Genomic DNA, 12,306 nt, shown 5'->3' on the forward strand with positions numbered 1-12,306 from the left:
GACCCGGCCGAGACCCGCACCGTCCTCGCCTCAGCCCTCGCCATGCTCCGCACCAAGCACGCCGACCTGCCCAGCCGCAAGCACGGCAACCCGCCCGCCTGAGCCCCCGGAGGGGACCCGGATGAACATCGTCGTGGAACGCGGAACACCGACCGACGAGGAACTGGCCGCGCTGACCGTGGTGCTGGCCGCGGTGCTGGCCGCGCGGGCCGGCGCCGAGGAGCGCACCCGCAGCCGCGCGCAGGCCTGGCTGCGGCCGGTCGGCATCGACTACCCGTCGCCGCGCAGCTGGCGCACGGCGGCCTGACGACCGGCAGATCCAGATCCGTTCGAGTGGCCCTTGAGGGCGTGGGTGCACCCTGCGGCGAGACGCCACTGCGAAGGAGTATCTGATGACAGTCCAGGGATCGATTCACCTTGAGCAGGTGGAGCAGGACATCCGCGATTGGCTGGTCGAGCGGCTCAGCAGCTACCTCTCCCGCCCGGAGAACGAGATCAACACCGAGATGCCGTTCGCTGAGTTCGGGATGGACTCGGTGGCCGCGCTGAGCCTCTTCGGCGACATCGAGGAGAAGTTCGAGCTCTACCTGGAGCCCGCGGTGGCCTACGAGCACCCCACGGTCACGGCCATGGCGGCCTTCCTCGCCCAGGAGAGCCGCACCAGCTGACCCGACCCGATTCTTCCTCCGGTACGAGCGCACCCCCGGGGCCCGGCACCACGTCCGCCAGACGGCGACGCGGAGCCGGGCCCCGGGGCATTGGCGCGGGATCAGCCGAGCACCAGGTGGTAGAGCCCGAGGGCGAGCTGGACGGCCGGCAGCACGATCGCGAAGGCCAGCCCGGCGTCCGCCGCGATCAGCAGCAGCCGGCGGGGGAGACCGGCCGGGCCGGGGCTCCGGCGGGCCCGGCGGGCCCGGTGGGCGTGCGGGGGCAGCAGCCGCAGGCGGACGGCCGGGCGGTGCGGGGAGGACGAGGTCGACATGGCTCCGACTCCTCAGGGTGCGCGACGGGCGGCGGGCGGCGGGCGGCGCGCCGGCCAGGACGGCTCGGGGACGCGGGCGGCGCGGCGCCGCGGGCCCGGACGGGGGCCGCGGCACCGCGCCGTCGGGCGGTGCGACCGGGTGGTGCGGGTCAGGCGCAGGCCGCCTCGGCCGCCTCGGTGATCAGGCGGGCGTCCAGGGCGCTCACCACGTCGTCCGCGGCCCGCGCGGTGTCCAGGTCGTCCGGTGCGCCGATGATGGCCATGAACGACTCCACGACCGACTGCTTCAGCTGGTCGGTGGAGGGATCCTGCTGGGTCATGAGTGCTCTCCTCGGATGCTCGGCCCGGCGGTGCGGGCGCTCGGGGTCGGTCTGGATGGTCAGAAGGCGTTGCAGGCGCGGAAGATGTGCGCGAAGGAGGCCAGCGAGGCCGGGCCGTGGAAGGCCACGTACTCGGGCAGCAGCACGTCCGGCGCCCACTTGTCCTTGTAGGCGAGCTGGGTCTGCGCCGGGTAGATCGCCTCGCCCTCGGCCCACAGGAAGTGCATCAGCCACTGGAACGACGGGCTGTAGCCGGGCAGTTCGTTCTCCTGGCCGAGGCCGGTGAACGGCGTGAAGCCGAAGTGCAGCCAGTCCACGCCCTCGGTGCGGAACACGTCGATGGCGGTGGAGTTGATCGCCTCCATCAGACCGGGGGAGCCGCCCGGGATGCGGCGGCTGAGGTCGTGCATCCAGCCGGCCCGGCTGCCGTAGACCGGGGAGTAGGAGATGTAGCCGACCGGGGCGCCGTCGATGGTGCCGACGAACAGCCGCCGGTGCGCCTGGGCCGGGCCGCCGATCTGGCCGACCAGGAACTCCAGCTGCCGGGCGTGGTCGCCCTTCGAGCCGAGCCAGGCGCCGTCGATCTCCGCGATGCCGTCCTGCCACTGCTCGGCCGGCACCTCCTCGACCTGCAGCCCGTTGCGGAACGCCCGCGAGATCTTGTTGCGCAGCTGCATGAAGCGGGTGCCGCGCAGGCTGAAGTCCGGCAGGTGGACCGCCCAGGAGGCGCCGAGCTGGTTGACGGTGAAGCCGTGCGCGGCGTAGCGCTCGGCGTCCGAGCGCTGCAGCTGGACGGCGACCAGCCGCAGGTCCTCGCTGCGGGCGTGATCCACCAGGCCGTCGAGCAGCAGGTCGTAGGTCTCCTCGGAGGCGAACGGGCCGCCGAACTGGACCAGGTGCCGGCCGGTGCGCCGGTAGACGGCGACGCCGTCGGCGCCCGGGGTGGTGAAGACACTGTTGCCGGAGTTGAGCGCCAGGAAGGAGCTCGGGTTCTCGGACCGGGTGTGGGTGGAGACGGCCGACAGGACCTGGCTCCCGGTCTCGGTCGCGGCGGACGGTGACATGTGATTTCCCTTCGGGGACGGTGGCGGTAAAACAAGTACAGCACTCGGAAATGGCGGGAGGAAGGGCTGGATAAACCTGGTGATGCGATGTCAGTGATACGTCAGCCGGGCATCAGGAACTGCTGGCAATCTCGTTCCCGTGAACGGCGCGGGAAACCGGGCCGAAAACACGGAGAGGTGCCCGGAGTGGTTGATCGGGGGCCGGGGCCCAGGCCCCGGCCGGGTGGTCACGCCCGCCTGCGCAGGTTCGAATCCTGCCCTCTCCGCCTGTTCCGCCAAGCCCGGCCGCGTTCCCAAGGCGGCCGGGCTTCCGGCGTTCCGGGGCGGCCGGGCGCCGGCCGGCGGCATCAGTTCCGTGTCAGGCGCGGGTCAGACCCGCTTGTCACCATCAAGTCGATTCGGACATGGAACCGTGCCTTCGGAAGGGCCTGATCATGCTTCTTGACGAAACGGCGTCGGGGATTCTTCCCGGTAATTCCGGCGGTCGGGAAAAGCCGCTGAGCAGCTACCAGCTGTACATCGCCGGAAAGGACGTGGAGGGTGACGGCTGGGTCTACACGGTCAGCGCCCGCTCGCTGCTGGAGGACGTGTTCACCAGCGTCAGCCTGAAGCGCGCGCTCGAACAGGACCCGGACTCCGACGCCGCCCAGCACCCGTACGTGGTCGGCCGCTGCGCCATCGCCGGCGACGCCGCCATCGACCTGGCGACCGAGGCCGCCGCGGCCGCCGCCCCCGGCTGGGCGGCCGTACCGCTCGAGCGGCGGCTGCGCCTCGGCACCCTGTTCCGCGAGGAACTGCTGCGCCGCCAGGACGAGTTCGTCGACATGCTGGTCTCCGAGGCGCACCCGGTGAAGCTGGCCCGCTGGGAGCTCAGCTGCCTGCTGCAGGTGTACAGCGAGGAGAGCATCGACTGGTACCGGCAGCGGATGCACACCGAGTTCGACCACAACGGCCGCCGCCTGATCGTCCGCCGCCAGCCGGACGGCGTGGTCGCGTTCAACCCGCCGCAGAACGCCCCGGCGCCCAGCGCCGCGCTCGCCGTGCTCGCCCTGATGGCGGGCAACGCCGTGATCGTCCGGGCGCCGCGCTCCATCGCGCTGTCCACCATGTGGGTGCTGCGCGACGTGGTGGCGCCGCTGCTGGACGAGGTCGGCGCCCCGCCCGGGGTGCTCAACGCGGTCTGCAGCAACCCCAAGCAGACCCTGGACCGCTGGGTGGAGAGCCCGCTGGTCAACGACATCTTCTACATCGGCGGCAGCCAGGAGGGCCTGCGCTTCCAGGAGCAGTGCGTGGCCCACGGCAAGAAGCCGATCCTGGAGCTGGCCGGCAACGACGGCATCATCATCTGGGAGGGCGCGGACCTCAAGTACGCGGCCGAGGCGATCCGGGAGTCCTTCTACGGCTCCGGCCAGATCTGCATGGTGCCCAACTACGTGCTGGCGCACCCGGCGATCGCCGACGAGCTGATCGAGGAGGTCAAGAAGCAGGTCGCCACCGTCAAGCCGGGCTACCCGGAGGACGAGGACGTGCTGCTCTCGCCGGTGCGGCGCAGCGAGAAGTTCTTCGGCCTGCTGAAGCAGACCCTCGACCTCGGCTCCGAGCTGGTCACCGGCGGCCGGCGCACCGAGGTGGACGGCACGCCGTCCGAGACCGGTGTGTTCCTGCAGCCCACCGTGGTCCGGGTGAACGGCCTGGCCGGTGCGCGCGAGCACGACGTGGTCCGGCACGAGACCTTCTTCCCGCTGCTGCCGATCGTGGTGCCCGACGCGGCCCCCAACGACCAGCTGCTGGACAGCTTCATCGACTTCGTGAACACCAACGAGTACGGCCTGCGCAACTCGCTGTGGGCCAAGTCCGCCCGGGTGATCAACGCCTTCGTGCAGCGGGTCACCAACGGCGGCCTGCTGAAGATCAACGACTCGCACATCGGCTTCCTGCCGTACCTGCCCAGCCACGGCGGCACCGGCCTGACCGGCGGCGTCTACGGCGAGGCCAACTACCCGATGCTCAAGACCTCGCACATCCAGGGCGTCAGCGTCGCCCGCGACGTCAGCCCGATCGAGGCCGTCTTCGGCGCCTTCGACGCCTGACCGCCGGCCGCCCCGGGCACCCGTCCGGGGCGCCGGCCGCCGAGGCCCCCGCCGGGGCCGCCCCCCTGTCCGTCCCCCGCTGGAGGTTGACCTGCCATGCGCTCCCTCGACACCGCCCGCGAGACCAGCGAGCGGTACCACCCCGGGCTGGTGAAGGCCCTCGCCGAGATCCCGTACGCCGAGCGGGAGGCCGCCGGCAGCCCGGTGATCGACCTGTTCCGGGCGCACGACGGCGTCGCCCTGCTGGTCCCCGTCGCGTACGGCGGCCACGGGGCCGACCCGCTGGACGCGGTGCGGGTGCAGCGGGCGCTCGGCGCGCTGTCGCCCTCGCTGGCGGCCGCGGTGACCATGCACCACTTCACCGCCGCGATGCTGTACGCGCTGGCCGACGACGACACCGGCCGGCTCACCGAGGCCCAGCTCTCGCTGCTGCACAGCGTGGTCCCCGAGCAGCGGCTGATGGCCTCCGGCTGGGCCGAGGGCCGCACCCAGCAGAACATCCTCACCCCGGCCGTCACCGCCGTCGCGGTCAAGGGCGGCTACCGGCTCAACGGCTCCAAGAAGCCGTGCAGCCTGGCCGGTTCGATGGACCTGCTGACCGCCTCGATCGCGGTCCCGGGCGCCGGCGGCGAGCCGGAGCTGGCGCTCGCGCTGATCCCGGCCGCCTCCCCGGGCCTGACCGTGCACCCGTTCTGGGGCAACGACGTGCTGGCCGCGGCGGAGAGCGACGAGATCCAGCTGGCCGACGTGTTCGTGCCCGAGGACCTGGTGGTGCGCACCTCGGAGGAGGACCCGCACCGGATCGAGGACCTGCAGAACGCCGGCTTCGTCTGGTTCGAGCTGCTGATCTCGGCCGGCTACCTGGGCGCCGCCTCCGGCCTGGTCGAGCACGTGCTGCAGCGCGGCCGCGGCAGCGTGGGCGACCGCACCGACGCCGCGATCCGGATCGAGGCGGCGGCCGGCCTGCTGGAGGGCACCGCCCGCGCGGTCCGCGACGGCGTCGGCGGCGAGGAGGCGGTCGCCCAGGTGCTGGTCGCCCGGTTCGCCGCCCAGGAGGCGCTGAACCGCGCCGCCGACCAGGCCCTGGAGCTGCTCGGCGGGCTCGACTTCATCCGCTCCGCCGACCACGCCAAGCAGGCCGTCGCGGTCCGCCCGCTGGCCTTCCACCCGCCGTCCCGGGCGAGCGCGGCCGAGGCCCTGCTGGCGTACTTCAACGGCGAACCGCTCGACCTGTCCTGACCGCCCGTCCGGCACCGCCCGGCATCGAACCAAGGAGTTTCCCACGTGACCGCGATCCAAGAGGCCCCGATCGGCGCGGGCCGGGTGGACACCGAGGGCGAGATCCTCGATCTCTACCGCGCCCACCTCAGCAAGGGCCGGGCGACGCTCGCCGAGCTGTTCGGCAGCCACATGGAGGTCGAGTCCTCCGGAGCCTGGCTCACCACCAGCGACGGCGAGCGCTTCCTGAACGCCGGCGGCTACGGCGTGTTCATCATGGGCGCCCGCCACCCGCTGGTGATCGACGCCGTCACCCGCCAGCTGAACACCCACCCGGTGGCGACCCGGATCCTGCTGGAGCCCACCGTCGCCCGTGCCGCCGAGGCGCTCACCTCGATCACCCCGCAGGGCCTGGACCGGGTGCACTTCGCGCTCTCCGGCGCCGAGGCGGTCGAGACCGGCCTCAAGCTGGCCCGCGCCAACGGCCGCAAGCGCACCGTCTCGTTCAAGGGCGGCTACCACGGCAAGACCCTGGGCGCGCTGTCGGCCACCGCCAAGGAGGTCTACCAGGCGCCGTTCCGCCCGCTGATCCCGGACGTCACCCACCTGCCGTACGGCGACGAGGACGTGCTCCGCGCCGAGCTGGCCGCCCACCCGGGCGAGGTCTGCGTGATCATCGAGCCGGTGCAGGGCGAGGGCGGCGTGATCATCCCGCCGAAGGGCTACCTCAAGCGGGTCGAGGAGCTGGTCCGCGAGTTCGACGGCTTCCTGATCCTGGACGAGGTGCAGACCGGCTTCGGCCGGCTCGGCGAGTGGTGGGGCGCGGACGTCGAGGGCGTGCAGCCGGACGTCCTGCTGGCCGGCAAGGCGCTCGGCGGCGGCGTGGTGCCGGTCTCGGCGGCCATCGCCACCCGGCAGGCGTTCAAGCCGTTCGACAAGGACCCGTACGTGCACACCGCCACCTTCTCCGGCCAGCCGCTGCTGATGGCGGCCGTCCAGGGCGCCGTGCAGGCGATCCAGGAGGAGCGGCTGGTCACCCGCTCGCAGGAGCTCGGCGCCCGGCTGCTGCCGCGGATCGCCGAGATCGCCCACCGCAACATCCCCGAGCTGGTGGTGGACGTCCGCGGCCAGGGCCTGCTGATCGGCGTCGAGCTGGTCGAGGCCGGGCTGGCCGGCGAGCTGCTGATCGAGCTCTTCAACCACGGGGTGGTCGCCAACCACTCGATGAACGGCAGCTCGGTGGTGCGCTTCACGCCGCCGGCGATCCTCAGCGACAGCGACGTCGAGTACCTGCTCGACGCGTTCCACAAGGCCACCCTCGACCTGATCTCGGGCTCGGCCAAGATGCCGGAAGGCGGTAACTGAACCATGCGACACGTCGAACTCGACGCCGTGGTGAGCTCCGAGCGCGCCGAGGACGTCTACGCGGCCGTCCTGCGCTGGGAGCGCTACCCGGAGCTGGCCCCGCACGTGCGGGCCACCACCGTGCACTCCACCCTCCCCGAGCCGGTCGGCAGCTCCAGCTGGGAGCTGCACTTCCGCAGCGGCCTGCTGCGCTGGACCGAGGCCGACACCTTCCTGCCCGAGCAGCTGGAGATCCGCTTCGAGCAGACCGACGGCGACTTCGACAGCTTCACCGGCACCTGGCGGCTGCGCCAGGACGGCGACGACGTCCAGGTGCACTTCGAGGCCGACTTCGACTTCGGCATCCCGAGCCTGGAGGGCATCCTCGACCCGATCGCCGAGCGGGTCATCCGGGAGACCGTGGCCTGGGCCGTCACCGGCCTGTACGCCGCCACCCGGATCGTCGGCGACATCGAGCTCACCACCCCGGCCGCGGCCGCGCGCTGACCGTCCCTCTCACCGGCACGTCGCTCCAGGAGTGAAGCAATGGACCAGGCAAACCCCTTCGAGACCCCGAGAACCTTCTCGCTGCACCGCGCCGAGTACCTGGTCGCCTTCGCGGTGACCACCGGCGTGCTGATCGCCCACCTCGGCGACGTCCGCTGGCTCCCGGCGATCGGGCTGTTCCTCTACATCGACCTGATCGGCTACATCCCGGGCGCCATCGCCTTCCGCAAGTCCGGCGGGCAGCCGATCGCCAAGGGCTACTACATCGCGTACAACGTCATGCACAGCCTGATCACCCAGGGCGCGGTCGCCGCGCTCTGGTGCTGGCTGGTCAAGCCGGAGTGGGCGCTGCTGGTGATCCCGTTCCACCTGTTCGGCGACCGCGGCCTGTTCGGCAACTTCATGAAGTCCTTCGCACTGCCGTTCGAGCCGGTGCGGCAGAGCGGCTACCTGAAGCTGCTGGACGACCTCGGCCTGGCCCACCCCAAGCCGATCGCGCACACCTTCGACCCGGTCCCGGTCGGCCACCTCCCGGCGCACCGCGCCGCGGCGGTGCGGGCCGAGACCGCGCCGGAGCCGGCCACGGCGGCGGCCCGGTGAGCACCGCCGCCGAGGTACGGACCGCGCCCACGGCGGCGCAGCTGCGCCGCCGCGCCCTGCGCCACCTGGCGGCACCGGTCTCGGTGCTGACGGTCAGCCACCAGGGGCGGCTGCACGGGACGACGGTCTCCACCGTCACCACCGTCTCGCTCACCCCGCTGATCCTCGGCGCCTGCCTGAAGTCCGGTTCGGTCCTCGCCGAACTGGCCGTCGCCGAGGGCCGGTTCGCGGTCAACGTGCTCGGCGGCGGCCAGGGCCCGGTGGCCCGCTGGTTCGCCGACAGCTCCCGCCCGGACGGCGCCCGGCAGTTCGACGGGCTGCCGTGGACCTCCGCCCCGTACGCGGACGCCCCGCTGCTGGACGGCGCGCTGGCGCACTACGCCTGCCGGGTCACCGAGTGCGTCCGGGTCGGCGACCACGAGGTGCTGCTCGGCCAGGTGGTGCACGCCGCCACCGGCGAGGGCGCACCGCTGCTCAGCTTCGCCGGCGGCCTGTTCGCCGGCGCCCTCCAGCCGGCCCCGGGCGAATGACCCCGTCCGGCCACACCACCCAGCAAGGAGTACGGACATGACCGGTTCAGTGGCACCCGAGGCGGACTGGGACGAGGCTCCCGGCCTGCTGGACGGAGCCAAGGAGCTCACCCTCGGCCCGGACGAGTGCAACCTGGCCTACTGGATCACCGAGGTCGCCCAGGGCACGCTGCGCGAGCGCGGCGTCACCGGGCACCACAAGAGCGCCCTGGTGCCCGAGTTCCTCAAGCGCCCCGGCCCGCTGCGCGAGGCGCTGACCCTGGAGTTCGGCTTCCGCGGGCTCTCCGAGGAGATCGCCACCCGGCTGCTGTCGTACTACGTGGCCATCGCCCCGGGCATCCCGGAGCTGGAGTTCTACGCCACCCAGCTGCTCGACGAGGCCCGGCACGCCCGGGTCTTCCGCAACCACCTGGTCGAACTCGGCCTGCCCGAGGCCACCCTGCTCAAGGACATCGACGCGATGGCGTCGGAGTACCGGCGCACGGTCCTCCAGCCGGTCGAGGACTTCACCCTGGACATCGTCCGCGACCAGGGCGACTTCATCGGCGGGGTGGCGGTCTTCGCGATCGTGATCGAGGGCGTGCTCGCCCCCGCCGCCGAACTGAGCGAGCGCAAGTGGACCCCGCTCTCCCCGGCCACCGGGGAGATCTCCCGCGGCACCGCGATCGACGAGATCCGCCACCTGACGGTCGCCAGCACCATCCTGCGCGACCACGTTGCCGCCCACCCCGAGTACCGGCCGCGGCTGCTGGAGATCCTGCGGGCCGGCGTGAAGCTCTGGGACGAGATCCCGGACAAGCCGTTCGTGATCCACCGCGAGGAGCTGTTCCAGCAGGGCATGTTCGACCACGCCGACCTGATCGGCGACTACGAGGTCTGGCCGGGCGTGCGGCTGCTCGACACCACCCCGGAACAGCGCTACGACATGGCCGAGCGGTGGACCGACGAGATGGCCGAGTCCCGGATGGCGTACATGGGCCTGCCGGTCGAGGTGCTCAGCAGCGGCGGGGGTGACGCGGTATGACCGCGGGCCCGCCGCCGGGACGCGCCGCGGTCATCGTGGGGGTCGGCAGCTACGTCCCGCCCGACCTGGTCACCAACGGCGACCTGGTCACCCGGCTGGACACCTCGGACGAGTGGATCCGCACCCGGACCGGGATCGCCACCCGGCACATGGTCGCCCCGGGCACCGCCACCTCCGACCTGGCGGTGGAGGCCGGGCGACGGGCCCTGAAGTCGGCCGACGACTCCCAGGTCGACGCCGTCGTCCTGGCCACCACCACCCCCGACCACCCGTGCCCGGCCACCGCACCCGCGGTCGCCGCCCGGCTCGGCCTCGGCGGGGTGGCCGCCTTCGACGTCTCCGCGGTCTGCACCGGCTTCCTGTACGGCCTGGCCACCGCCTCCGGCCTGATCGCCGCCGGGGTGGCCGAGCGGGTGCTGCTGATCGCCGCCGACGCCTTCACCACCATCATCGACCCCGGCGACCGCACCACCGCGGTGATCTTCGCCGACGGGGCCGGCGCGGTGGTGCTGCGGGCCGGCAACGCCGACGAACCCGGCGCGGTCGGACCGATCGTGCTCGGCAGCGACGGCGACAACGCCGAGCTGATCACCGTGCCCGGCGGCGGCTCCCGCCACCGCTCGGCCCGGCAGGAACCCAAGCCCGGCGACGAGTACTTCCAGATGGCCGGCCGGGCCACCTACCGGCACGCGGTGGAACGGATGACCGAGGCCTCCAGACAGGCCGTCGGCTCGGCCGGCTGGGACCTCTCCCAGCTCGACCGCTTCGCCGCCCACCAGGCCAACGCCCGGATCCTCCAGGCGGTCGCCGACCGGCTGGAGATCCCGGCCGAACGCCGGCTGTCCAACATCGAGCGGGTCGGCAACACCGGCGCCGCGTCCATCCCGCTGCTGCTCGCCCAGGCCGCCGAACGCGGCGAACTGCGGCCCGGCCACCGGGTGCTGCTCACCGCCTTCGGCGGCGGGCTGGCCTGGGGCGCCACCACCATCACCTGGCCCGACCTCGGGCACTGACGCCACACCCCCGAAAGGACTGTCCGATGTTCGAGACGCTCAAGGAAATCCTGGTCAGCAAGCTCAAGGTGTCCCCGGAGCAGGTCACCCCGGAGGCCACCAAGGAGGACGTCGAACTCGACTCGCTCGCCGTCGTCGAACTCTCGCTCGTCCTGGAGAAGGAGCTCGGGGTCGAGATCAGCGACGACGAGCTGCTCGACGCCGAGACCATCGGTGACATGGCGCGCCTGATCGAAGAGCGGAGCGCACGGGTCTGATGGCCGGCATCGACGTCGCCGTGACCGGGCTCGGCCTGGTCACCCCGGCCGGCATCGGGACCGCCGCCTCCTGGGCGGCGGTCCGGGCCGGCCGCCCGACCGCAGCGCTCGACCCCGCCCTGGAGGGGAACCCGGTGCGGATCTCCTGCCGGGTGCCCGACTGGGATCCCGGGCAGCTGCTCGGCGGCCGCCGGGCCCACCGGCTGGACCGCTTCACCCAGTTCGCGCTGGTCGCGGCCCGGGAGGCGATCGCCGATGCCGGGCTCGACCCGCAGACCTGGGACGGCGCCCGCGTCGGCGTCATCCTGGGCTGCGCCGACGGCGGGCCCGGCACGGTGGAGACCCAGCACCGGGTGCTGGTCGAGGAGTCGCCCGCCCGGGTCTCCCCGCTGCTGCTGCCGATGCAGCTGCCCAACATGCTGGCCGGCCAGACCGCCATCGAGTTCGGTGCCAAGGGCCCCAACCTGGTGGTCGCCACCGCCTGCGCCTCCGGTGCCACCGCCATCGGCACCGCCCGTGACCTGCTCCTGCTGGACCGCTGCGACATCGTCGTGGCCGGGGGCAGCGAGGCCATGATCACCCCACTGGTCATGGCCGGGTTCGCCCAGATGGGCGCCCTCTCCCGCCGCGAGGACGATCCCGCGACGGCCTCCCGGCCGTTCGACCTGGACCGGGACGGCTTCGTGGCCGGAGAGGGCGCCGGCGTGGTGATCCTGGAACGGGCCGCCGACGCCCGCGCCAGAGGGGCCCGGATCCGGGCCCGGATCGCCGGCTACGGCGCCACCGCCGACGCCCACCACATGACCTCGCCGCACCCCGACGGTCTGGGCGTGCAGAGCGCGGTCCGCACCGCGCTCGAGGACGCCGGCGCCTCGGCGGGCGACGTCCAGTACGTCAACGCGCACGGCACCGCCACGCCGCTGAACGACCTCGCCGAGGCCCGGATGCTGCGTCGCACCCTGACCGGTGACCCGCTGGTCACCTCCACCAAGGGCGTCACCGGACACCTGCTGGGCGCGGCCGGCGCCGTCGAGGCGGTCTTCACCGTGCTCTCGATCGAACAGCAGCTGGTACCGCCCACGGCCAACCTGCACACCCTCGACCCGGAGCTGGAGATCAAGGTCGCCACCGAGGAGACCGGCACCCGGATCGAGCTGGCCCTCAGCAACTCCCTCGGCTTCGGCGGGCAGAACGCGGTGCTGGCAATCGCCGCTCCCTGACCGGCCGAAACCGGCGCGACGGGCCGACGCGGACCTCCCCCCCTCCGCCGGCTCCACGGGGACGACGGCGTCCGCCTCGGCGGGGGCCTCCTGCGGAGTCTCGGGTGCGGCCTCGGCGACGACGGCGGGAGCGGACT

15 protein-coding genes and 1 tRNA gene are annotated in these 12,306 nt (G+C 72.7%); 13 read left to right on the forward strand and 3 right to left on the reverse strand.

The window, feature by feature from the left end:
- Window positions 1-121 precede the first annotated feature (121 nt).
- A complete protein-coding gene (locus AB0D08_RS38185; protein ID WP_033824313.1) occupies window positions 122-307 on the forward strand; it encodes an acyl-CoA carboxylase epsilon subunit in 186 nt (61 codons plus the stop codon).
- An 85-nt stretch (window positions 308-392) separates the two neighbouring features.
- The gene (locus AB0D08_RS38190; RefSeq protein ID WP_051813970.1) at window positions 393-668 is read left to right on the forward strand and encodes an acyl carrier protein; all 276 of its coding nucleotides are present in this window, start codon (window positions 393-395) and stop codon (window positions 666-668) included.
- Between the two features lie 101 nt (window positions 669-769).
- Here AB0D08_RS38190 and AB0D08_RS38195 read toward each other — a convergent pair whose 3' ends face one another.
- From AB0D08_RS38195 to AB0D08_RS38205, 3 genes are all read right to left on the reverse strand, one after another.
- Complete coding sequence (locus AB0D08_RS38195; RefSeq protein WP_033824312.1) at window positions 770-982, reverse strand: hypothetical protein; 213 nt, start codon at window positions 980-982, stop codon at window positions 770-772.
- 149 nt (window positions 983-1,131) lie between these two features.
- Window positions 1,132-1,302, reverse strand: a complete 171-nt coding sequence (locus tag AB0D08_RS38200; protein ID WP_199520550.1) for a hypothetical protein — start codon at window positions 1,300-1,302, stop codon at window positions 1,132-1,134.
- Window positions 1,303-1,361: 59 nt separating this feature from the next.
- Window positions 1,362-2,366: a DUF2156 domain-containing protein gene (locus tag AB0D08_RS38205; protein WP_359894948.1), complete on the reverse strand. Its 1,005-nt coding sequence runs from the start codon at window positions 2,364-2,366 to the stop codon at window positions 1,362-1,364.
- Window positions 2,367-2,537: 171 nt separating this feature from the next.
- On the opposite strand from AB0D08_RS38205, the gene AB0D08_RS38210 reads away from it, so the two are divergent.
- From AB0D08_RS38210 to AB0D08_RS38260, 11 genes are all read left to right on the forward strand, one after another.
- A tRNA-Leu gene (locus tag AB0D08_RS38210) sits at window positions 2,538-2,632 on the forward strand.
- A 168-nt stretch (window positions 2,633-2,800) separates the two neighbouring features.
- Window positions 2,801-4,456: an aldehyde dehydrogenase gene (locus AB0D08_RS38215; protein ID WP_082527224.1), complete on the forward strand. Its 1,656-nt coding sequence runs from the start codon at window positions 2,801-2,803 to the stop codon at window positions 4,454-4,456.
- 96 nt (window positions 4,457-4,552) lie between these two features.
- Window positions 4,553-5,695, forward strand: a complete 1,143-nt coding sequence (locus AB0D08_RS38220; RefSeq protein ID WP_033825711.1) for an acyl-CoA dehydrogenase family protein — start codon at window positions 4,553-4,555, stop codon at window positions 5,693-5,695.
- Between the two features lie 45 nt (window positions 5,696-5,740).
- The gene (locus tag AB0D08_RS38225; protein WP_033825710.1) at window positions 5,741-7,039 is read left to right on the forward strand and encodes an aminotransferase class III-fold pyridoxal phosphate-dependent enzyme; all 1,299 of its coding nucleotides are present in this window, start codon (window positions 5,741-5,743) and stop codon (window positions 7,037-7,039) included.
- A gap of 3 nt (window positions 7,040-7,042) precedes the next feature.
- Window positions 7,043-7,525: an SRPBCC family protein gene (locus AB0D08_RS38230; protein WP_033825709.1), complete on the forward strand. Its 483-nt coding sequence runs from the start codon at window positions 7,043-7,045 to the stop codon at window positions 7,523-7,525.
- 39 nt (window positions 7,526-7,564) lie between these two features.
- Entirely contained in the window at window positions 7,565-8,125 is a 561-nt protein-coding gene (locus AB0D08_RS38235) for a hypothetical protein (RefSeq protein ID WP_033825708.1), read from the forward strand.
- On the forward strand, window positions 8,122-8,655 hold the full coding sequence (locus AB0D08_RS38240) for a flavin reductase family protein (protein ID WP_033825707.1): 534 nt from the start codon (window positions 8,122-8,124) through the stop codon (window positions 8,653-8,655). Before AB0D08_RS38235 ends, AB0D08_RS38240 begins: the two co-directional genes overlap by 4 nt.
- Window positions 8,656-8,692: 37 nt before the next feature.
- On the forward strand, window positions 8,693-9,679 hold the full coding sequence (locus tag AB0D08_RS38245) for a VlmB-like protein (protein WP_033825706.1): 987 nt from the start codon (window positions 8,693-8,695) through the stop codon (window positions 9,677-9,679).
- Window positions 9,676-10,692 carry a beta-ketoacyl-ACP synthase III gene (locus AB0D08_RS38250; protein ID WP_033825705.1) on the forward strand — a complete coding sequence of 339 codons (1,017 nt, stop codon included), beginning with the start codon at window positions 9,676-9,678 and terminating at the stop codon, window positions 10,690-10,692. Before AB0D08_RS38245 ends, AB0D08_RS38250 begins: the two co-directional genes overlap by 4 nt.
- 26 nt (window positions 10,693-10,718) lie before the next feature.
- Entirely contained in the window at window positions 10,719-10,949 is a 231-nt protein-coding gene (locus tag AB0D08_RS38255; RefSeq protein WP_033825704.1) for a phosphopantetheine-binding protein, read from the forward strand.
- The gene (locus AB0D08_RS38260; RefSeq protein WP_359894952.1) at window positions 10,949-12,169 is read left to right on the forward strand and encodes a beta-ketoacyl-[acyl-carrier-protein] synthase family protein; all 1,221 of its coding nucleotides are present in this window, start codon (window positions 10,949-10,951) and stop codon (window positions 12,167-12,169) included. Before AB0D08_RS38255 ends, AB0D08_RS38260 begins: the two co-directional genes overlap by 1 nt.
- Window positions 12,170-12,306: the final 137 nt, after the last annotated feature.

Source organism: Kitasatospora sp. NPDC048540 (genome assembly GCF_040651175.1).
In the GTDB taxonomy this organism is placed as follows: domain Bacteria; phylum Actinomycetota; class Actinomycetes; order Streptomycetales; family Streptomycetaceae; genus Kitasatospora.